We start from the raw sequence: 22,150 nt of genomic DNA, 5'->3' as shown, positions 1-22,150 counted from the left end.
TTGCTAAAGAAACCACCAGAATGCCCGGCAACGCACCGGCAAATCCTGGAGGAGACAATGCGCGACGACGTAGACCCGGCCGCTTCTCGCGCGGCCACGCGACCGCACGGCGGCAATGGCTGGCCGGCTCCCACGATCGAGAAAGCTCACGAGCGTTCGGAGACGTTCGGCCTGCGCGTCTCGGGACGCCCGGATTACGACGTGCTTTCAGGCGCGGGTCTCGAACTCAAGCGCGAGCAGAACCGCGTGCTCTGCATGCACGCCACGCCGGTCATGGAGACGCTGCACGAGCAGATCGTCAACACGCAAAGCATGATCGTGCTGACGAATGCCGAAGGCCTGATCCTGCATTCGATCGGCGACGACGACTTTCTCCAGCGTGCCGAAAAAGTCGCGCTGCGCGCGGGCGCGAACTGGGCCGAGGACCGCCAGGGCACGAATGCGATCGGCACGGCGCTGGCCGAGCGTTGCGCGATGGTCGTGCACGGCGATCAGCATTACCTTGCCGCGAACCGTTTTCTGACCTGTTCGAGCGTGCCGATTTTCGATCCGTACGGCGACGTGATCGGCGTGCTCGACGTGACCGGCGACTATCGCAGCTACCATCAGCACACGATGGCGCTCGCGCGCATGTCGGTGCAGATGATCGAGAATCATCTGTTCGCGACCACGTTTCAGGAGACGCTGCAGGTGTCGTTTCATGGACGCCAGGAATTCCTCGGCACGCTGATGGAAGGCATCGTCGCGTTCACGAGCGACGGGCGTTTCCTTTCGGCGAACCGCAGCGCGCAGTTCCAGCTCGGCATGCCGCTCGCGGCGTTGCGCGCGCATACCTTGTCGTCGCTGTTCCAGACCACGAGCGCGGAACTGATCGACCGCATGCGCGCGAGCGCCGCGCCGCATCTGATGCTCAATCTCACGGGCGGCGCGGTGGTCTGCGCACGCGTGCAGTTCCGGCGCGCCACGCTTGCCGAGGGCAGCCGGCCCGTGGCCGTGCACGACGCGGCCGCCGGACGCGCGCTGACGCCGGCCGCGTCGGCTTCGATGCCGTGCGCGGGACTGTCGAGGCTCAGCTATCTCGACACCGGCGATCCGCAGGTCGAACTCGTGATCGCGAAAGTGCGCAAGGTCATCGGCAAGGACATTCCGGTGCTGATCACGGGCGAAACCGGCACGGGCAAGGAACTGCTCGCGCAGGCGATCCACAACGATTCGCCGCGCCGCGACAAGCCCTTTGTGGCCGTCAATTGCGCGTCGATTCCCGAGACGCTGATCGAGTCGGAACTGTTCGGCTATGAAGAGGGCGCGTTCACGGGCGCGCGGCGCAAGGGCGCGGCGGGCAAACTGTTGCAGGCCAATGGCGGCACGCTGTTTCTCGACGAAATCGGCGATATGCCGTATCCGCTCCAGGTGCGGCTGCTGCGCGTGCTTCAGGAGCGGCTCGTGAGTCCGCTGGGCTCGGCGAAGAACATTCCCGTCGATGTCGCGATCATCTGCGCGACGCACCGCGATCTGCGCGAGATGATCGCCCAGAACCGTTTTCGCGAGGACCTCTATTACCGGCTCAACGGCCTCGTGGTGCGCCTGCCGCCGCTGCGCGACCGCACCGACCTCGCGGTGGTGATCCAGAAGATGCTTCAGCGCGAATCGCAATGCCGCGCGGGCGCGCAGGCGCTCAGCGTCGCGCCCGACGTGATGGCGCTGTTCGAGCGCTGCGCGTGGCCGGGCAATTTCCGGCAGCTCGGCAATCTGCTGCGCACGGCCGCCGCGATGGTCGACGACGACGGCGAGATCCGCCGCGAGCATTTGCCCGACGATTTCTTCGACGACGTGCGCTGCCGCGTCGCGCCGACGTCGACGCAATCGCCAGCGCTCGGGACGGCGATGGCCGCAGAGCCGCTCGTGCAGGAAGACGCGCGCTTGCAGGACGTGGCGGCCTCGGTGATCGCCGCGACGCTCGCGCGCCATGGCGGCAACGTGTCGGCCACGGCGCGCGCGCTCGGCGTTTCGCGCAACACCATCTATCGCAAGCTGCCCGCCGCCGATGGCGGTTCCGGCGACGCCTGACCGTTCCCCTCGCTGCCCCGGCTGTTGCATCGTGTAGCAGTCGTGGCGCACTCCTGTTCCAGAACGCAACACTTCACGCGCGGCGTCCCTCGCCGCGCGTGCGTTCGCGTGGCGTCGATCGGGACGACATCGCGCATCGACCGTTTCCACGGGTGCGAATCGTGCCGTCGCCGTGTGCTTCTTGCATCGGCATATCCCTTGCTTTGACGTTAGCGGCCGCAGATCCCATGCGGTACTTCCACCATCAATTCATCAGGAGACACGTCATGCAATGGACCACGCCGTCGTATACCGACTTGCGCCTCGGCTTTGAAATCACGATGTATATCGCCAACCGCTGAACGGAGGCGCATGGCGCGTGCGGGCTTCGGGACCGCGCGCGGCATGCGCTGCGAGCCATCATGAAGATCAGGATACTGGGATCGGGCGCGGGCGGCGGACTGCCGCAGTGGAACTGCAATTGCCTCAATTGCCGCCGCGCGCGCCATCGTGGCGGCGATGTGCTGCCGCGCACGCAATCGTCGATTGCGGTCAGCGCCGACGGCGTGGAATGGGTGCTCGTCAACGCCTCGCCGGACCTGCTCGCGCAACTGCGCGCGCAGCCCGATCTGCAACCCGCGCGGGCGCTGCGCGATAGCGGCATCGCCGCGGTCGTGCTGACCGACGCGCAGATCGACCATGTCACCGGCCTGCTGATGCTGCGCGAACGCACGTCGCCGTTGCCGGTCCACGCCTGCGCGCCCGTGTTCGACGACCTGTCGACCGGTTTGCCGCTGGTGCCGCTGCTCGGCCACTACTGTGGTGTGCGTATGCACACGATCGAGCCCGGCGTGCCGTTCGGCATCGCGGGCTGCGCGGGCATCCGCTTCACGGCGATGGCGGTCGCGAGCAAGCCGCCACCTTATTCGCCGCGCCGCGAACACGCGTCGCCGGGCGATAACATTGCACTCCTGATCGAAGATGACGCGAGCGGATCGCGCGTGTTCTACGCGCCGGGACTCGGCGGCATCGACGCCGACGTGCTCGGCACGATGCGCGGCGCGCAACTCGTGCTGGTGGACGGCACCTTCTGGACAGCGACGGAAATGATCGAGCTCGGTTTGTCGACGCAGCGCGCGGCGGACATGGGTCATCTCGCGCAATGCGGCGACGACGGACGGCCCGGCATGATCGACTGGCTCGAAACGCTGCCGCGCGGCACGCGCAAGGTGCTCACGCACATCAACAACACGAACCCGGTGCTCGATCCGCATTCGGTTCAGCATGCGCGTCTGCGCGCCCACGGCATCGAGGTGGCGCACGACGGCATGGAGTTTCAGGTATGACGACGAACGCACCGCATCCGTGCGCTGTGAACGGCATGCGGCCATTCCAACCCGACATCCTCTGGTCGATGCCCGTCGCGATCGACAAGCGTGGCCCGCATGAATACGAATGACGCAGCGAGTGATGCAGCGAATGACGCAGGCCGTGGCGTGCCGCTGCGCCCCAGATTGCGCGGCATGTACCGCCTGCAGTGGGAAGCGGTGCAGGGCGCCTACGTGCTGCTTTATCCCGAAGGCGTGGTGAAGCTCAATCCGAGCGCGGGCGAGATACTCGCGCGCTGCGATGGCGACCACGAACTCGACGACATCATCGGCGAACTCGAACACCTGTTCAGCACCTCGGAACTCGCGCCCGACGTTTATCGCTTTCTCGATCACGCGCGTCTGCGCGGCTGGCTCGACTGACATGGCCGACTCGTCCATCGCTTCTGCCAGCGCGACCGCTTTCGCGCCTTCCATCGCGCCTCCGCTGTGGCTGCTCGCGGAGCTGACTTACCGCTGTCCGCTGCATTGCGCGTTCTGCTCGAATCCCGTCGATTTCGCGCATCACGGCGCGGAACTCGATACGCAAGCCTGGCGCGCGACGATCTCGGCCGCGCGCGAACTGGGCGCTGTGCAGATCGGTTTTTCGGGCGGCGAACCGCTGTTGCGCGACGACCTCGAAACGCTGGTCGAGCACGCGCGCGGCATCGGCTTCTATACGAATCTGATCACGTCGGGCGTGGGGCTGACCGCTGCGCGCATCGCCGGGCTCAAGTCGGCCGGGCTCGATCACATTCAACTGTCGATGCAGGATTCGACGCGCGAACTCAACGATTTCCTCACGAGCACGCGCACCTTCGAACTCAAGCGCGAGGTGGCGAAGCGGATCAAGGCGCAGGGTTATCCGATGGTGCTCAACTGCGTGCTGCATCGCTATAACCTGCCGCATGTCGCGCAGATCATCGAGATGGCGCTCGAACTGGGCGCGGATTATCTGGAGCTGGCGAACACGCAGTATTACGGCTGGGCGCTGCTCAATCGCGAGCAGCTGATGCCGACGGCGGAGCAATTGCGCGACGCCGAGGCGGTGGTGGAGCGCTATCGCGCGCGCATCGGCGGGCGCTGCCGGATTCTTTTCGTCGTGCCGGATTATTTCGAGTCGCGGCCGAAGGCCTGCATGAGCGGCTGGGGCGCGGTGTTTCTCGGCGTCGCGCCCGATGGCACCGCGCTGCCGTGTCATGCGGCGCGCTCGCTGCCGGGGCTTGCGCTGCCGAACGTGCGCGACGCGTCGCTGCGCGACATCTGGACCGATAGCGCGGCCTTCAACGCGTTTCGCGGCGACGCATGGATGCGCGAGCCGTGCCGCAGTTGCGACGAACGTCATGTCGATCACGGCGGCTGCCGCTGCCAGGCCTGGCTGCTGAGCGGCGACGCGGCCGCTGCCGATCCGGTCTGCGCGAAATCGCCGGATCACGGGCGCGTCGAACAGGCGGTGCGTTTTGCGCGGCGTGCGGATCGCAGCGACGAACACCCGCTGGTGTTCCGCAGCCGCGCGAATTCGCTGGCGCGGTGAGTGGGGCGCGGTCATGGTTGCCGGCGTCGCGTGGTTCGATCGTGAAGTGAGCGCGGAGGCGAGCCGTGAAGCGTGCGCGTCGCGCGGGCGAACGGAGTGGCGAAGCCGGATTGGCGTGATGGCTATCGTGTTCGCGGTGGGGGCGTTGCATGCGGTGTTGCTGGGGTTCGTGCTTCAGGGTGTGCCGCAGCCACGCAAGGCGCTTGCGCCGGTGACAACGATTGAAGCGAGATTGATTTCACCGATTTCGCCGATTGCCACGGCTTCCGCACAGCGTGATGCGCGAATCGAAGCGCATCCGCATGAAAGCCCGCGAGCGGCCGCGCGAATGTCGGCCGCTTCGCCGCCGCGTCGCGTTAGCGCGGCAAGCACGATCGCGACGCGTGCGCCGAATGCGCCAAACGCGTCGAAACTCGCTGCCGTTTCGCCCGACGCACCGCCGCACGATCAACACGCTCAACACGATCAGCACGCAGAAACCGCCCATGCCGAACCGCCGCAAAGCGCGACATCGGCGCCCGCGTCCGCCGAAGCCACCGACGCCCCGCATCGCGTCGCGCATCTCGACTGCACGCTCGCGCATCCCGACTATCCCGAGCAGTCCTTACGACGCGCGGAGTCCGGCACCGCCGTCATCGAAATCGATACGGCGCTCGACGGCCGCGTCGTCGCGGCGCGCGTGGCGTCGAGCAGCGGTTACGCACGCCTCGACGCGGCCGCGCGTGCCGCCGCGCTCGCGAGCCATTGCCAGCCTTACGCGGAAAACGGCGCGGCGCGGCGCGCGCGCGCCGATGTGCCGGTCACGTTCAATCTCAACGAGTGAAACGGAGGGCGTCATGCCAGCTTCAGGAATCATGCATCTGTGGACGCAGGGCGACGCGATGACGCGCGCCGTGGCGGCGCTGCTCATCGCCATGTCGGTCGCGTCGTGGTCGGTGATGGCGTTGAAGGCGGTCGAGCTGGCCGCGCTGCGCCGCCGCGCCGTGTTCGCGCGCGCGGGTTTCTGGCGCGCGAGCGCGATGCGCGAGAGCATGCCGCGGCTCGGGCGGCCCGGCTCGCCGTTCTTCGAACTCGCGGCCGCCGGTCAGCGCGCGCTGACGCATCACGCGTCGGAGCGCGCGCCGCGTATCGATCTCGACGACTGGATGCAGCGCAGCCTCAGGGCCTCGATCGGCGAGAGCGCCGTGCGGCTGCAACGCGGGCTGGGCGTGCTCGCGTCGATCGCCAGCACCGCGCCGTTCGTGGGGCTGCTCGGCACCGTGTGGGGGATTTATCACGCGCTGCTCTCGCTCGGCGCGGGCGGCGACGCGAGTCTCGAACACGTGGCCGGACCGGTAGGCGAGGCGCTCGTCATGACGGCGCTCGGCCTGTGCGTGGCGATTCCGGCGGTGCTCGGGCACAACGCGTTCGCGCGGCTGGCGCGCGATGTCGTCGCGCAACTGAATCGCTTTGCGTTCGCCCTGCATGCGCAGTTGCTGTGCGCATCCGCGCCGCACGCCGACGCCGAACTCGACGATCCGGTGCGGCCATGAAACACGATGCCGATTTCGACGTTCAAGCGCTGCCCGCCGCCGACATCAACATGACGCCGCTGATCGACGTGATGCTCGTGCTGCTGGTCATTTTCATGGTGACGCTGCCGGTGCTGCGCCACGAGGCGCGGCTCGCGTTGCCGCGCGTGGCAGCGGCGAGCCCGATCAGCGCGGCGCCGCACGTGGATCTCGCCATCGACGCGGACGGACGCGTGAGCTGGGATGCGCACGCGATCACATCGGCGAGTCTCGACGCGCGTCTCGCGCAAACGGCGCGTCAGGCGCCGCAAACGGAGATCCGCCTGTTCGTCGATCGCGCGACGCCTTATGAGCGCGTGGCGACGTTGCTCTCGGCGGCGAGCGCGGCCGGGCTCACGAAGATCGGGTTCGTGACCGAGCGTGGCGAACACACCATCCACGCAGCGCCGTAAAACAAGCGCTAAAAAACCGCATGCTGCGCGTAAGGTTGGGTGGCTTCCGACCCCTTACCACTGGTTACACATCTCACAGACGCGCTCGTATTTTCTCTGTCGGCCTGAAATAAGATGTGCCGTTGCCGACAAGAGACGAGCATGGGTCCAAACAGCCATCCGCAACCCCTATTGAAGCGCCTGGGATTTCTCGGCATCCACGGCTTGGGCCATGGTGCGGAGCCGGGCGGCGCGGCGTTTGCCGAACCGGCCGACCCCGATGTCGTGCGGCACGACGCCAATCTGCATGGCCGCGACTTCGTGGTCGGCGATCTGCATGGCTGCGTGAGCGCGCTCGAACAACTGCTTGCGGCGGTCGAGTTCGACACCGGGCGCGACCGTCTGTTTTCCGTCGGCGACCTGATCGACCGCGGCGAGCAGAGCGAACGTGCGCTGGCCTTGCTGGAGCACGACTGGTTCTATCCGGTGCTCGGCAATCACGAAGAGGCGCTGTGCGCGGTCGTCGACGGCAGGCTGCCGCGCGAGCGCTGGTACGAAGTGGGCGGCGACTGGGCGCGTTCGCTTTCCGATGGCGAACTCGCGGGGCACGCCGCGCATCTTCGTCCGCTGCCGCTCGTGCGCATCGTCGGAGAAGGGCACGCGCGCTTCAATATCCTGCACGCCGAGTTTCGCGGCAGCGACGAACAACTCGCGGCCGGGCGCTTCGAAGCCGCCGTGCGCCGCCGGCTGCTCTGGGGCCGCGATCTGGCGTTCAGCGTCTCGCCTTCGCAGCAAGCCTTGTCCATCACTTACTGTGGCCATACGACGATGCGCGAAGTCCGCCGCATCGGCGCGCATGTGTTCATCGATACGGGCGCGTGCAGTCCGGGCGGCAAGCTCACGCTCGTCGAGGCGGGCACGAGCCGCGTCTGGTCGAGCGTCACGCCGGGCCGCGTGGCGGCGCCCGCGTAAGGTCCGCGCGCCACTGCGCTTCACTTCGCGCGCCGCTGCGTTATCACGCTGTCGCGCGCCCGCCACTCCCCACATCCGCTGTGCATCATTTGTCTTGCCAGTCCTGTGCCACTGAATGATAATAATTATCATTCAGACCCAATCGCGGGCCGCTTGCCGGCGCCGCACCGATTGGACAGGGCTCAATACATACCGATTCAGTGGTCGAACGCTATTACCGCGAACTGTTGCGTTTTCTTTCCCGGCTGGTGAAAGACGGTGACACCGCCTCGGATATCGCACAGGAAAGCTACGTTCGCGTGCTCTCGCTGCGCGACTCGGGCGCGACCATCAGCGATCCGCGCGGCTTGCTCTATCGCACCGCGCGCAATCTCGTCATCGATACGCATCGCCGTGCTACAGTCCGCGCTCAATCGGTCGTCGACGAGCTGGATGCGATCGACGAGCCCGCCGCGCATGTGTCGAGCCAGCCCGAGCAGGTGTGGGAGTCGTCGCGCCGCACCGAGGCGCTGGTCGCCGCGATCGACGCATTGCCGCCGCGCTGCCGCGAAGCGTTCGTGCTGCACAAGTTCGACGGGCTGAGCCACGCCGAAGTCGCCGAGCGCATGGGCATTTCGCGCAATATGGTCGAAAAGCACATCATTCGCGGCGTGCTCGCCTGCAAGCAGCGCATGACGGCGTTCGAGAGCGTGTCCGGTCGAGCGAGCGGCGCCGCCGAATAAAACACGATGCAAGGTTCTTCGATGTCAGGTTTTGGCTTCGTCGCGCGTCTTCATAGAGGTACGCGCTGACGATATGACGATGGAACGACCCCACCTCCCTGAAACGACCGATGCCGCTGTCGATGCCGACGCCGACATCGAGACGCAGGCCGCGAGCTGGCTCGTGCGGCGTCAGAACGGCTTGAGCGCGCGCGACGAAGCGCACTGGCAGGCGTGGCTCGCGCGCAGCCCGGCGCATCGGCGTGCCTATGAGCAGATCGACGAGATCTGGCAGGCGCTCGACCACGTGCCGCAGCAGGATCTCGCGCGTTATCGCGCCGAAATCGCGCGCTCGTCTGAGACGGCGCGACAGGCGGACGGCGCGCGCGGCGTGCTCGCATCGCCGGGACGTCGCGCGTTCATGCCGCGCTTCGCGCTGGCCGGGACCGCGTTCGCGGCGGCGGGCGCGGGCGTGATCGGCTGGGAATACTGGCAGCGCACGCCGACCTTCAGCGAGAGCTTCACCACGCGGCGCGGCGAACTCCAGACCGTTTCGCTGCCCGACGGCAGCACCATCGAACTCGATACCGACACGCATGTCGAGGCGCGGCTGTTCCGGCATCGGCGCGAAGTGCGGCTGGTGCGCGGCCAGGCGATGTTCGCCGTGCAATCCGATCCGGGCTGCCCGTTCAATGTGCTGGCGCGCTCGGTGACCGTGACGGTCGTCGGCACGCGCTTTTCGGTGCGTTGCACGGAGACCGGGCTCGAACACGGCAACGTGCGCGTGGAGGTGGAAGAAGGGCGCGTGCGCGTGGCCTCCGCGCCGCAGCCGGACACCGTGCCGCGCAGCGTCGAACTCGCGGCGGGCCAGGCCGTGACGAGCGGCGCGGACGGCCTGCTCGGCGAGATCGAGCCGATTGCACCCACGGCGGTCGCGGTCTGGCGTCAGGGCCGCGTGGCTTTCAACGACACGACCTTGCTGCGCGCGTTGCAGGAATTCGCGCGCTACGGTGCGATCAACGTGGTGGTCGACGACCCCGTGGTGGCGCAAATGCGTCTTACGGGCAGCTTCGACGTGCATCAGCTCGACCGCTTCGCGCACGCGTTGCCGCGCGTGCTGCCGGTGCGTCTGCGCGCGCGCGGCAATCTCGTCGAAGTCGTGCGCGCCGCGTAGCGTGGGCGGTTCCGGGCTGCTCCGGGCCGCGAACGCCGTTTCCGCGGCCGCCGCTTTCGGCCCTTTCAGACCCCTCCGCCGTTCCTAATTTCTTGCGAATTTGGTTTGCATAATCCCTCGATCGGGCGTGGACCGCGCTCTCGGCATTGGGGCCAACATTATGCAAATCCGGCTTTTCGCGCGTCGGCGCACGGGCGCTTTCACGGGCGTTCTGTTTCTCACCTGCATCACCTGTGCGCTCGCGGCGTGCTCGCACGATCAAAAAAGCGTGCAGAAAAAGGTGCAAACGGTGACCGTGGAAACGGTCAAGACCGTGCCGTACGCGCAATCGTCGTCGATGCCGGGGCGCGCGACGTCGTTCCTGACATCGCCGGTCACACCGCAAGTCACGGGCGTGATCCAGAAGCGGCTGTTCACCGAAGGCAGCGTGGTGCGCGCAGGGCAGGTGCTCTATCAGATCGATCCCGCGCCCTATCAGGCAACTTACGACGCCGATAAAGCCGAGCTGGAAAAAGCCCAGGCCGCGCTGCTTTCCGCGAAGCCGATTGCCGAGCGCGACCGCTCGCTCGCGGCCATCGACGCGATCAGCAAGGAAACGCTCGAAGAAGCCGAGGCGACGCTCAAGCAGGACGAAGCGACCATCGACGCCGACAAGGCCGCGCTCGAAAGCGCGCAAATCAATCTGGGCTACACGCGCGTGACCGCGCCGGTGACGGGCACGATCAGCGCCTCCGCGTACACGCCCGGCGCGCTCGTGACGGCCGATCAGACCACGGCGCTCGCGACCATCTACGCCTACGACCCGATGTATCTCGACGTGACCGAGTCGAGCACGGACGTGCTCGCGCTGCGCAAGAAGTTCGCGAGCGGCGAGTATAAAACCGACGGGAACGGCAACGCCAAGGTCAAGATCACGCTCGAAGACGGCACGACCTACGCGCACGAAGGCACGCTGCAATTCGCGGGCGTGGGCGTCGATCAGACCACGGGCACCATCACCTTGCGCGTGATCGTGCCGAACCCGGACAAGCTGCTGCTGCCGGGCGAATATCTGCACGCGGTCATCGATCAGGGCGTGAACCAGAGCGCGATGCTGGTGCCGCAGCAGGCGGTCGTGCACGATCAGCGCGGCAACGCGACGGCGCTGATCGTCGATGCGCAGAACAAGATCGAGTCGCGCACGCTGATGCTCGCGGGCACCGCGAACAATAACGAATGGGTCGTGACGGGCGGACTCCAGATGGGCGATCGCATCGTCGTGGCGGGTTCGCAGTTCGTGAGCGTCGGCGATACGGTGAAGGCGACTGAAGCGACCGAAGCGACTGAGGCGACCGACACGACCGAGGCTGCGGCGGCGTCGCCGTCTTCGTCGCCTGTGGCGAACTGAGGGGCGAGTGCATGCGTATCGCTCATTTCTTTATCGACCGTCCGGTCTTCGCTTGGGTGCTCGCGATCCTGGTCTCGCTGACCGGCGCGTTCGCGATCACCCAGTTGCCGCTCGACCAGTATCCCGACATCGCGCCGCCGACCATCCAGATTACGGCGACCTATAACGGCGCGTCCGCGCAGACCAATCAGGACGCGGTCGTGCAGGTGATCGAGCAGCAGATGGTCGGTCTCGACAATCTGATGTACATGTCGTCCTCGGCGAATTCCGAGGGCAATATTTCGATCAAGCTGACGTTCTCGGCGGGCACGAATCCCGACACCGCTCAGGTGCAGGTGCAGGATCAGCTGCAATCGGCCAACGCGCTGCTGCCCGAAGAGGTGCAGGAAAGCGGCGTGACCGTGCGCAAGGCGTCGCCCGATACCTTCCTCGTCTTCAACCTCGTATCCGAGGACGGCAAGATGAGCAAGGCGGCCATCGCCGACTATCTGTACAGCAATCTCGAAGAGCAGATCGAGCGTCTGCCCGGCGTCGGCCAGGCGCAGCAGTTCGGCTATGAGTACGCGATGCGGATCTGGCTCGATCCGAACAAGCTGCAAAAGTATGCGCTGATGCCATCGGACGTGGTCACGGCCATCGACGCGCAGAACAACGACGTGGCCGCCGGAGAAGTCGGCAACACGCCCGCCGTGAAGGGCCAGGAACTCGACGCGACCATCACGGCGCGCAGCCGCCTGACCACCGCGCAGCAGTTCCGCGACATCGTGCTCAAGACCGAGACCAACGGCTCGCAGGTGCTGCTCGGCGACGTGGCGCGCGTCGCGCTCGGCCCGCAGGCCTATACCGTCGAAACGAACTTCAACAACAAGCCCGCTTCGGGTCTCGGCCTGCAACTCGCGCCGGGCGCGAACGAAGTGCAGGTCGACAAGGAAGTGCACGACTTCCTGAACAAGCGCGCGGCGAGCTTTCCGGCCGGGCTGAAGGTCGAGTATCCGTACGAGATGGTGCCGTTCATCAAGACGTCCATCACGGAAGTGGTCAAGACGCTCGCGGAAGCCATCGTGCTGGTGGTCGCGATCATGTTCCTGTTCCTGCAGAACCTGCGCACCACGCTGATTCCGGCGATTGCGGTGCCGGTCGTGCTGCTCGGCACCTTCGGCATCCTCGACGTGTTCGGCTATTCGATCAACATGCTGACGATGTTCGGCGTGGTGCTCGCCATCGGCCTGCTCGTGGACGATGCGATCGTGGTCGTGGAGAACGTCGAGCGCCTGATGACCGAGGAGCATTTATCGCCGCGCGACGCCACCAAGAAGTCGATGACGGAAATCAGCAGCGCGCTGGTCGCCATTGCGATGGTGCTCTCCGCCGTGCTGTTGCCGATGGCGTTTTTCGGCGGCTCGACGGGCATCATCTATCGGCAGTTTTCGGTGTCGGTGGTTTCTGCGATGGCGCTTTCGGTGGTGGTGGCGCTGACCTTCACGCCCGCGCTCTGCGCGACGATTCTCAAGGACGGCCACGAGAAGCCGAAGGGCCGTTTCTTCAGCGGCTTCAATCGCGGCTTCGATGCGTCGACCAGCAAGTATCGCCGTGTCGTCGACAAGATGCTGCATCATCGCAAGCCCGCGATCATCGTCTACGCGCTGCTCGTGCTGGGCGCGGGACTGCTGTTCGTGCGCCTGCCCACGTCGTTTCTGCCGACCGAAGATCAGGGCGTGCTGATGGTGACGGTGACCGCGCCCGTGGGCGCAACGCGCGAGCGCACCGAAGCGACGATGGCGAAGGTCGAGGACTATCTGCTCAAGCAGCCGGCGGTTTCGGAGGTGTTCAACGTCGCCGGTTACGCGGTCGGCAGTAACGGCCAGAACGTCGGCATGATGTGGGTGAAGCTCAAGGACTGGGATCAGCGCACGGCGGTCAACGATACGGCGCAGGGTTTCGTCGCGAAGGCTTCGCGCGATCTCTCGCAGCAGGTTCGCGACGCCAAGGTGTTCGTGTTGCAGCCGCCGACGGTGCGCGGTCTCGGCATCAGTTCGGGCTTCGACATGGAGCTTGTCGATGAGGGCGGGCTCGGTCACGCGGCGTTGGCTGCCGCGCGCGACAAGCTGATCAAGATGGCGAATCAGAGCGGCGTCGTGCGCCAGGTGCGCTTCAACGGTCTCGCCGATACGCCGCAACTCTCGCTCGATATCGACGACCGCAAGGCGAGCGCGATGGGTCTCGCGCCCGCCGACATCAACTCGACCGTCGAAGATGCGCTCGGCGGCGAATACGTCGACGAATTCCTCGACAACCAGCGTATCAAGAAGGTCTACGTGCAGGGCGACGCGCCGTTCCGCATGACGCCCGAGTCGCTGGAGCAATGGTATGTGCGCAATACGTCGGGGACGATGGTGCCGTTCTCCGCGTTCGCGACGTCGCACTGGACCTACGGGCCGCCCGAACTCGACCGCTACAACGCGGAGTCGTCGTTCGAGATCGTCGGCGATCCGGCGCCCGGCGTGAGTTCGGGCCAGGCGATGCAGACCATGGAGCAACTGGTCGCGAAGCTGCCCAAGGGCATTAGCTACGCGTGGACCGGGCTGTCGTATCAGGAGCAGTTGTCGGGCGGACAGGCGCCGTATCTCTACGCGGTTTCGGTGCTGTTCGTGTTCCTCTGTCTCGCGGCGCTGTATGAAAGCTGGTCGGTGCCGCTGGCGGTGCTGCTGATCGTGCCGCTCGGCGTGTTCGGCGCGGCGCTCGGCACGACGTTGCGCGGGCTGTCGAACGATGTGTATTTCCAGGTGGGGCTGCTGGTGACGGTCGGCTTGTCGTCGAAGAACGCGATTTTGATCGTCGAGTTCGCGACCATGCTGGAGAAGCAGGGCGCGAGTACGCTCAAGGCCATCGAGCAGGCCGTCGCGCTGCGGATTCGTCCGATCGTGATGACGTCGCTGGCGTTTCTGCTCGGCGTCGCGCCGCTGGTGATCGCAACCGGCGCGGGCGCGGCCGCGCGTCAGTCGATCGGCACGGGGGTGTTCGGCGGCACGCTGGTGGGAACGGTGCTGGCGATTTTCTTCACACCGCTCTCGTATTTCCTCGTGCGCAAGCTCAGCGGCAAGGGCGCGTCGCCCAGCGGTCCGGGCGGTGGCGGCGGAGCGGGTGCGCCCGCAGGCGATTCCGGCTCGACCGGCGCGCAGGCGGAGCAGAGCGTGCCCGAGCACGCGGAGCAGGAAGCCGGGGAAGACGCGTATGCGTTGCCGGATAGCGCGATGAATGCATCGACGCACGAGTCGAAGAATGGAGGTGCCGCATGAAGCGCGTAGTCCACTGGATGCTGGCCGGCGCGGCCGTCACGGCGCTGAGCGCGTGTATCGATCTGTCGCCGTCGTATCAGCGGCCCGCCGCGCCGGTGGCGGCTGCGTGGCCCGATGCGGCTTCGACAACCGGCGCTGCAAACGCACAGCCTTCCGCCACGCTCGCCGCCGATATCGGCTGGCGCAGCTTCTTCGTCGATCCGCGTTTGCAGCGCACGATCGCGCTCGCGCTGTCGAACAACCGCGATCTGCGCATCGCGATTCTCGATATCGAAAAGGAGCGCGCCGAGTACCGCATCGAACGCGCGTCGCTGTTCCCGGAAATTGATCTGGGCGGCTCGCAGGAGGCCGAACGTACGCCGACTTCGGTGCGCAACGCGCAATCCAGCGGGTCCGCGACCACGACCACCGCGAGCGGCGAGACCACGCACGTCTATAGCGCGAATCTGGGCTTCACGTCCTATGAGATCGATCTGTTCGGCCGCGTGCGCAACTTGAGCCAGGCGGCGCTCGAAACCTATCTCTCGTCGATCGAAACGCGCCGCAGCACGCAGATCAGCCTCGTCTCCGATGTGGCGAGCGACTGGCTCACGCTGGCGTCGGACAAGCGTCTGCTGGCGATTGCACAGGAAACCCAGGCGAGCCAGCAGCGCACCTTCGATCTCGTCGATCGCGAGCACACGCTGGGCGCGGCGAGCGCGCTCGACGTGGAGCAGGCGCAGGCGAGTCTCCAGTCGGCGCGCAACTCGGCGGCGCAGGCGCAGACCACGGCCGAGCAGGCGCGCAACGCGCTCGAACTCGTGGTCGGTACACGCGTGCCCGACGCCGATCTGCCCGATGCGCAGGTCGATCCGGTCGCGAGCATCACGTCGATACCGGCGGGCATTCCGTCGGCGGTGCTGCAACGCCGTCCCGATGTGCTGGCGGCCGAGCACACGCTGAAAGCCGATAACGCCGATATCGGCGCGGCGCGCGCGAACTTCTTCCCGACCATCAGCCTGACGGCGGCGCTCGGCTTCGAAAGTCCCGCGCTCGCGCAGTTGTTCACGGGCGGCAATCGCGCCTGGTCGTTCGAGCCGTCGGCGGTGATTCCGATTTTCGACGCGGGCCAGAACCGCGCCACGCTCGACGCCGCGAAGGTGACGCTCAAGATCGACGTCGCGACCTACGAGAAGACGATCCAGACCGCGTTCGAGGAAGTCGCGAACGCGCTGGCGACGCGCGCGACCATCGACGAGCAACTCGACGCGCAGACGCGCACCGTCAAGGCCGATCAGCACGCCTACGATCTGACCATGGCGCTCTATCAGCAGGGCAGCGACAGCCTGATCGACGCGTTGACCGAGCAGCGTCTGCTCTACACGGCGCAGCAGTCGCTGGTCGCGACGCAGCTTTCGGCGCAGACCAGTCTGATCACGCTGTATGCGGCGCTGGGCGGCGGTGTGGAGGCCGATTCAGCATCGAGTGCTGCGAACGCGGCATCGGCGGCATCCGGCGCTTCGGTCACGCGCTGAGCGGTGAAGCCGGGCGCGAGGCAGTATGATGACCGAACCTTTTCAGAACCAGGGTTGAGGTAGCAAGGCCATGTGCCCGGAATCGAAGTCATGCCGCAAACGCTGATCCGCGTGCTGCGCGAAATCCGCCGCGCGAGCCTGACCGGCAAGCTGTTTGCCGCGATGCTGGTCGTCAACGTGCTGGTGATCGGCGCGATGGCGCTGGGCGCGCGGCTCAGTTTCGAGCGCGGTTTTCTCGGCTATCTGGAGCAGCAGGAAATCAAGCGGCTGGAGTCGAGCGTCGGGCCGCTGGGCCTCGCGTATCGCGATCACGGCAGCTGGGATTTCCTGCTCGAAAACCGCAGCATATGGCACGAGATCATGCGGCCTTACGCGCCGGCCTCGTATCCGGTGACGAGCCGCGCGCCGCTGCCGCGCCTGCCGGTCTCGTCGCTGATCGGCACCAACACGCGCTTCACGCTGCTCGATGCGAAAGGCGCCTACGTGTTCGGCAATCCGGCCTTCGCGGATACGTCGCCGCGCCGTCCCATCGTCGTCGACGGCAAGACGGTCGGCTGGCTGCTGATGGTGCCGTTCGAGCGCGCGACCGAGGCGGGCGATCTGCGCTTCCAGAAGACGCAGCGCGAGTCGAGCTGGATCATCACGATCGCGGCCACGCTGCTCGCGATTCTCACGACCTTGTGGATGGCGCGTGCGCTCGCCTCGCCGCTGCGCCGCATCGCGAGCGCGACGCACACGCTCGCGGGCGGCGATCTGAGCGCGCGCGTGCCGACGGTGTCGACCGGTGACATCGGCCAGCTCGAACACGATTTCAACCATCTCGCGCAGACGCTGGAGAGCACCGAGCGCATGCGTTCCGCGCTGGTCGCCGATATCTCGCACGAATTGCGCACGCCGCTCGCGGTGATGAGCGGCGAGATCGAGGCGATCGAAGTGGGCGTGCGCCCGGTGAGCGTGGAAGCGGTGCGCTCGCTCGGCGGCGAAGTGAAGCGCCTGAGCCGCCTCGTCGATGATCTCTACGATCTCTCGCTCGCCGATGTCGGCGCGCTGCGTTATCACCACGAACAACTCGATGTCTGCGAGACGCTGCGCTCGGCGTTGCGCCGCAGCGCGCGGCGGCTCGGCGACGCGGGTCTCACGCTGCGCACCGATCTGCCCGACGCGCCGCTCTGGGTGCGCGGCGACGAGCGCCGGCTTCAGCAGGTCTTCACCAATATTCTCGAAAACGCGGTGCGTTATGTCGATGCGGGCGCAACTGTCTGCGTGACGGCGCGCGAGGATGCGCGCACCGTCTACATCGATTTCGACGACAGCGGCGCGGGCGTGCCCGAGTCGATGCTGGCTTCGCTGTTCGAGCGTTTTTATCGCGTGGAGGCGTCGCGCAGCCGCGCGACCGGCGGCGCGGGGCTCGGCTTGCCGATCTGCCGCGGCATTGTCGAGGCGCACGATGGGCGTATCGACGCCGCGCGCGCGCCGCTCGGCGGCTTGCGCATCGCCATCGCGCTGCCGCGCAGCACGGAAACCTTCAGGAACCGACGTGACCATGAGTAACGAAACGCCCATCGACATTCTGATCGTCGAGGACGAGCCCAAGCTGGCGAGCGTGATGGCGGACTTCCTGCAAGCCGCGGGCTACACCACGCGCTGCGTGGACGACGGCCGCGAAGTCGCGAACGAAGTGGCGCGGCGCATGCCGGGCCTGATCGTGCTCGACCTGATGCTGCCGGGCCGCGATGGCCGCGATATCTGCCGCGATCTGCGCACCTACAGCGACGTGCCGATCATCATGGTGACGGCGCAGGTGGAGGAGGTCGACCGCTTGATCGGCCTGGAACTCGGCGCCGACGATTACATCTGCAAGCCGTTCAGCCTGCTCGAACTGGTCGCGCGCGTGAAGGCGATTTTGCGCCGCTCGCGCTTCGAGCGCTTTCCCGAGAGCGTGCCGCTGCAACTCGACGAAGAACGTTTTCTCGCGACTTTTCGCGGCGTGGAAATCGAATTCACGCCAATCGAATTTCGCTTGCTGCGGACGCTGGCGGCGCGGCCCGGCCGGGTCTTTTCGCGCGACGTGCTGATGGACCGCCTGTATCCCGATGGCCGCATTGTCGAGGACCGCACGATCGACAGCCACGTGAAGAAAATCCGCCGCAAATTCGAGGCCGTCGCGCCCGATGAAGACGTGATTCAGTCCGTCTACGGCGCGGGATTCCGGCTGGCTTTATAGCGTTTGATTGGCTTTGCGTGCGCGCTCACGCGCCTTCGGGCCGCTTGACGAACGCGTGCACGAAGGTTTGCACGGACGCTTCCACCCAGCGGTCGAGCTGCGCCTCCGAGGGCCGCGAAGTCGGATGCGTGAGGCATTCGAGTTGCGCCTCGCCGCGCACGATGCTGATGAACAGCATGGCGGCCGTGGCGTAGCCCACGGCTTGCACGTCGATCTGGCCGCGCGCCGCCGCGCGTTCGAGAAATTGCCCGACGATGCTCGCCACGACTTCCGGCCCCGCCGCATAGAACGCGCGCCCCAGCTCGGGAAAGCGCGGCGCTTCCGAGACGATCACGCGATACAGCGCGAGCCCCATCGGCGACACCACCAGATCGAGATACGCGCGCGCGAGCCGCGTGAGCGAGCGCGTGATGTCGTCGGTCTCGAAGTCCATCTCGCGCAGCGAATTCGCGAACTGCCCGCATTCGCGCTGGATCACGGCGGCGAACAACGCTTCCTTGGTTGGCCACGCGGCATAGACCGTCGACTTCGAGACGTGCGCCTCGCGCTGGATCATGTCGGTCGTGGCGGCGCTGAAGCCGTGCGCCAGAAAGATGTCGCGCGCGGCGTTCAGGATCGTGTCCGCCTTGCTGGGGGCGGGCGCGATGTCGGGCTTGCGGGGAGTGGGGGGACGGCGCGACGGTGCGCCGGTTTCCTTCTGCGTCGCCATTTGTTCTGGATCGGTAGCGATAACGGTGTCGCCGGATCGTAACACAGCGCACGGGCGGGATTCCCGGCTGCGCGCAGCTTCGTTTCGAATAGTACCGATCGGTTCGATTTTTATTGACGTGGCAATCATCAAGTCTTATTATCCAGTACCGTTCGGTACTATCCCGCCTGGACGATCCTCCCCTTATTGACGGTTTTCGCCGCGCGAACGTGCGCGGCGCGGGGTCGTTTTTTCTCGCGCCAAGGCGCGCTGAGCGGGAAGCGTGGCGTATCGGCCGGACGGACACATCAACTTGATCAGGATTGCAAACGGATGATGGACTCGCGAAACCCATTCAAGCGGAGCGCGCGTTGAACGCGGCCGCCGCGTCCCCGCCGCCGTTGAGCGGCGGCAAGCTCGCGCTCGGCACGCTGGCCGTCGCGCTCGCGACCTTCATGAACGTGCTCGATTCGTCGATCGCGAACGTCGCCATTCCCACCTTGTCGGGCAGCCTCGGCGTCTCGGTGGACGAGGGCACGTGGGTCATCACGGTGTTCGCGGCGGCCAATGCCGTTGCGATCCCGCTGACCGGCTGGCTCACGCAGCGTCTCGGCCAGATTCGCCTGTTCGTGGGTGCGATCGTGCTGTTCACGATCGCTTCGTGGCTCTGCGGCATGGCGCCCAATCTGCCGGTGCTGCTGGCGGCGCGCGTGTTCCAGGGTCTCACGGCGGGGCCGCTGATTCCGATGTCGCAAGCGATCCTGCTCAGTTCATGGCCGAAGCAGAAGTCCGCGACGGCGCTCGCGCTCTGGGCCATGACGGCCACCGTGGGGCCGATTGCGGGGCCGTCACTCGGCGGCTGGATCACGGACAGTTATAGCTGGACGTGGATCTTCTACATCAACATTCCGGTGGGCATTTTCGCGGCCACGGCCACGTGGATGATCTATCGCTCGCGCGAGACGCCCACGCGCAAGCCGCCGATCGATCTGGTCGGGCTCGGGCTGCTCGTCGCGTGGGTCGGCACCTTGCAGGTCATGCTCGACAAGGGCAAGGATCTCGACTGGTTCCATTCGCCCGTGATCATCGGCCTGACGATTGCGGCCGCGGTCAGCTTCACGGCCTTCGTGATCTGGGAACTGACCGAGGAGCATCCGATCGTCGATTTGCGGCTGTTCGGCCAGCGCAATTTTCTGGGCGGCACGATTGCGATTTCGATCGCGTATGGCGTGTTCTTCGGCAACCTCGTGCTGCTGCCGCAATGGATGCAGGAGTATCTGGGCTATCGCGCCGTGGATGCGGGGCTCGTGATCGCGCCCATCGGCATCTTTACGGTGCTGCTTTCGCCGGTGATCGCGAAGGTGCTGCCGCGCTCGGACGCGCGCGTGATCGCCACATTGGCGTTCATCGGTTTCGCGGCGGTGTTCTGGATGCGCTCGAATTACATCGTCGATATCGATACGTATCACCTCGTGCTGCCCACGCTGCTGCAAGGTATTCCGATGGCGATGTTCTTCGTGCCGCTTACCGCGATCATTCTCGCGGGCCAGCCGCCGCAGCGCATTCCGGCCGCCGCCGGTCTGTCCAATTTCGTGCGCGTGTTTTGCGGCGCGGTGGGCACGTCGCTGGGCGCGAACGAGTGGTACGACCGCACGGTGGTGCATCACGTGCGGCTCACCGAGCAGGCGACGCCGGAGAATCCGGCCTTCACGCAGTTTCTCGGCTTCGTGACGAAGTCGATGCACGTCGATACGGCGACGGCGCATGCGATGTTCGGCCAGCTCGTGGAGTCGCAGGCGGCGATGCTCGGGCTCAACGACGTGTTCTGGATTTCGGCGGTGATCTTCATCGCCATCATTCCGCTCATCTGGATTACGCGCGCGGGCAGGGCAGGCGGGGGCGGCGCGGATTCGGCGGCGCATTGACGCCACATTGAAGCTGCATTGAATCTGCGTCGAATACGAAAACCGGTGCTGCCTTTTTCGAACATCAGGAAAACATGAAAAACGTTTCAATTTCGCGCTTGCGCGTGCGGCCTCGCGCGCTGGCCTTGGCCGTTGCGTGCGCAACGGTTGCGCTCATGAGCGGCTGCGCGAACTATATCGGTATCAAGAGCGACAAGACGCTCGATCAGCCGCAACAGTTCGAGTCGTCGCAGAGTATTCCGGCGCAAGGCGGGCAGTGGCCCGCGCTCGACTGGGCGAAGCAGTTCGGCGATCCGCAGTTGCAGAAGCTGATCGACGAAGCGCTCGACGGTAATCCGACGATTGCGCAGGCGCAGGCGCGTCTGGCGAAGGCGTCGTCGTATATCGAGACCTCGAAGTCGGCGTTGGCGCCGAAAGTGAACGCGGGTTATTCGTGGACGCGCGAACTTTATTCGGAGAATGCGCTTTATCCGAGCCCCTACGGCGGCAGTTGGTACAGCGAAAACAACGTGCTCGCGAGCGCGTCGTGGGATCTGGACCTCTGGGGTAAGAACCGTCAGCGTCTCGCGCAGGCCGTGTCCTCGCAGCGCGCCGCCGAAGCCGAGATGCAGCAGGCGCGCATCACGCTCGCCGCTTCCGTCGCGCGCACGTACAACCAGCTCGCCCAGCTTTACGCGCTGCGCGACATCGCCGCGCACGAGATCGACAACCGCAAGACCATCGGCACAATCACGAACGGCCGTGTGGTCGCGGGCCTCGATACCAACGTCGAGCGTCAGACCGCGAACGGCAACATCGCAACGAGCCAGGCCAATCTCTCGCAGATCGACGGCCAGATCGAGACCGTGCGTTATCAGCTCGGCGCGCTGCTCGGCAAGGGCCCGGACCGTGGTCTGCAGATCGCGAACCCGGTGCTCAATCCGGTCGCGAACGTCGCGCTGCCCGACAACCTGCCCGCCGATCTCATCGCGCGCCGCCCGGACATCGTCGCCGCGCGCTGGCAGGTCGAAGGCGCGATGCACGATGTGAAGGAAGCAAAGGCCGAGTTTTATCCCGACGTGAACCTCGCGGCAGGCATCGGTTTCGATGCGTTCGGCTGGGGGAAATTCCTGAACTTCACGAGCCGCCAGATGAACATCGGCCCGGCCGTGCATCTGCCGATCTTCGATGCGGGCGCACTGCGCGCGCAACTGAAGGGCCGTTACGCCGACTTCGAACTCGACGTCGCGAACTACAACCAGACGCTGATCGGCGCGTTCCAGGACGTGGCGACGACGGTGTCGTCGATCCGTTCGGCCGACAAGCAGCTGGTCGACGCGCAGCACGCGCTCGATGCGTCGACGAAGGCGTACCAGCTCGCCGTGATCCGCTACAAGGCGG

Annotated in this window: 19 protein-coding genes; 18 read left to right on the top strand and 1 reads right to left on the bottom strand. The window is 66.1% G+C overall.

Annotated elements, in window-relative coordinates:
• Positions 1-57: 57 nt before the first annotated feature.
• The 16 genes from LDO54_RS29610 (at position 58) to LDO54_RS29535 (ending at position 18,157) form a co-directional block, all read left to right on the top strand.
• Positions 58-2,067 carry a sigma-54-dependent Fis family transcriptional regulator gene (locus tag LDO54_RS29610; protein ID WP_224014711.1) on the top strand — a complete coding sequence of 670 codons (2,010 nt, stop codon included), beginning with the start codon at positions 58-60 and terminating at the stop codon, positions 2,065-2,067.
• A gap of 266 nt (positions 2,068-2,333) precedes the next feature.
• Positions 2,334-2,408, top strand: a complete 75-nt coding sequence (pqqA, locus tag LDO54_RS29605) for a pyrroloquinoline quinone precursor peptide PqqA (protein ID WP_224015200.1) — start codon at positions 2,334-2,336, stop codon at positions 2,406-2,408.
• A 60-nt stretch (positions 2,409-2,468) separates the two neighbouring features.
• A complete protein-coding gene (gene pqqB, locus LDO54_RS29600; protein WP_224014710.1) occupies positions 2,469-3,392 on the top strand; it encodes a pyrroloquinoline quinone biosynthesis protein PqqB in 924 nt (307 codons plus the stop codon).
• Positions 3,393-3,491: 99 nt separating this feature from the next.
• On the top strand, positions 3,492-3,797 hold the full coding sequence (gene pqqD / locus LDO54_RS29595) for a pyrroloquinoline quinone biosynthesis peptide chaperone PqqD (RefSeq protein WP_224014709.1): 306 nt from the start codon (positions 3,492-3,494) through the stop codon (positions 3,795-3,797).
• Position 3,798: 1 nt separating this feature from the next.
• Positions 3,799-4,947, top strand: a complete 1,149-nt coding sequence (gene pqqE, locus LDO54_RS29590) for a pyrroloquinoline quinone biosynthesis protein PqqE (protein WP_224014708.1) — start codon at positions 3,799-3,801, stop codon at positions 4,945-4,947.
• A gap of 328 nt (positions 4,948-5,275) precedes the next feature.
• Complete coding sequence (locus tag LDO54_RS29585) at positions 5,276-5,770, top strand: TonB family protein (protein WP_224014707.1); 495 nt, start codon at positions 5,276-5,278, stop codon at positions 5,768-5,770.
• 13 nt (positions 5,771-5,783) lie between these two features.
• Positions 5,784-6,479, top strand: a complete 696-nt coding sequence (locus tag LDO54_RS29580; protein WP_224014706.1) for a MotA/TolQ/ExbB proton channel family protein — start codon at positions 5,784-5,786, stop codon at positions 6,477-6,479.
• Entirely contained in the window at positions 6,476-6,910 is a 435-nt protein-coding gene (locus LDO54_RS29575; protein WP_224014705.1) for an ExbD/TolR family protein, read from the top strand. Before LDO54_RS29580 ends, LDO54_RS29575 begins: the two co-directional genes overlap by 4 nt.
• 141 nt (positions 6,911-7,051) lie before the next feature.
• The gene (locus LDO54_RS29570) at positions 7,052-7,861 is read left to right on the top strand and encodes a metallophosphoesterase (protein WP_224014703.1); all 810 of its coding nucleotides are present in this window, start codon (positions 7,052-7,054) and stop codon (positions 7,859-7,861) included.
• A 200-nt stretch (positions 7,862-8,061) separates the two neighbouring features.
• Positions 8,062-8,583: a sigma-70 family RNA polymerase sigma factor gene (locus tag LDO54_RS29565; RefSeq protein WP_224014701.1), complete on the top strand. Its 522-nt coding sequence runs from the start codon at positions 8,062-8,064 to the stop codon at positions 8,581-8,583.
• A 79-nt stretch (positions 8,584-8,662) separates the two neighbouring features.
• Positions 8,663-9,736: a FecR family protein gene (locus LDO54_RS29560; protein WP_224014699.1), complete on the top strand. Its 1,074-nt coding sequence runs from the start codon at positions 8,663-8,665 to the stop codon at positions 9,734-9,736.
• A gap of 280 nt (positions 9,737-10,016) precedes the next feature.
• Positions 10,017-11,123: an efflux RND transporter periplasmic adaptor subunit gene (locus LDO54_RS29555; protein WP_436975713.1), complete on the top strand. Its 1,107-nt coding sequence runs from the start codon at positions 10,017-10,019 to the stop codon at positions 11,121-11,123.
• Between the two features lie 17 nt (positions 11,124-11,140).
• A complete protein-coding gene (locus LDO54_RS29550) occupies positions 11,141-14,419 on the top strand; it encodes an efflux RND transporter permease subunit (RefSeq protein ID WP_436975726.1) in 3,279 nt (1,092 codons plus the stop codon).
• Positions 14,416-15,933 (top strand): efflux transporter outer membrane subunit, encoded by a 1,518-nt coding sequence (locus LDO54_RS29545; protein WP_224014695.1) that lies wholly within the window; start codon positions 14,416-14,418, stop codon positions 15,931-15,933. Before LDO54_RS29550 ends, LDO54_RS29545 begins: the two co-directional genes overlap by 4 nt.
• Positions 15,934-16,023: 90 nt before the next feature.
• Entirely contained in the window at positions 16,024-17,484 is a 1,461-nt protein-coding gene (locus LDO54_RS29540) for an ATP-binding protein (RefSeq protein WP_224014694.1), read from the top strand.
• Entirely contained in the window at positions 17,477-18,157 is a 681-nt protein-coding gene (locus LDO54_RS29535; protein ID WP_224014692.1) for a response regulator, read from the top strand. Before LDO54_RS29540 ends, LDO54_RS29535 begins: the two co-directional genes overlap by 8 nt.
• A 25-nt stretch (positions 18,158-18,182) precedes the next feature.
• On the opposite strand, the gene LDO54_RS29530 is transcribed toward LDO54_RS29535, so the two are convergent.
• Positions 18,183-18,866, bottom strand: a complete 684-nt coding sequence (locus tag LDO54_RS29530; RefSeq protein WP_224014690.1) for a TetR/AcrR family transcriptional regulator — start codon at positions 18,864-18,866, stop codon at positions 18,183-18,185.
• Positions 18,867-19,216: 350 nt separating this feature from the next.
• Between LDO54_RS29530 and LDO54_RS29525 the strand changes: the two genes are divergently transcribed.
• Together LDO54_RS29525 and LDO54_RS29520 are read left to right on the top strand one after the other, a co-directional pair.
• A complete protein-coding gene (locus LDO54_RS29525; RefSeq protein WP_224014688.1) occupies positions 19,217-20,770 on the top strand; it encodes a DHA2 family efflux MFS transporter permease subunit in 1,554 nt (517 codons plus the stop codon).
• Between the two features lie 74 nt (positions 20,771-20,844).
• Positions 20,845-22,150 (top strand): efflux transporter outer membrane subunit (locus tag LDO54_RS29520; protein ID WP_224014686.1); only part of this gene is annotated, 1,306 nt, incomplete at its 3' end.

Source organism: Paraburkholderia tropica, assembly GCF_914484835.1.
Lineage (GTDB): Bacteria > Pseudomonadota > Gammaproteobacteria > Burkholderiales > Burkholderiaceae > Paraburkholderia > Paraburkholderia tropica_A.
This window is presented reverse-complemented; position numbering and strand designations above follow the sequence as displayed.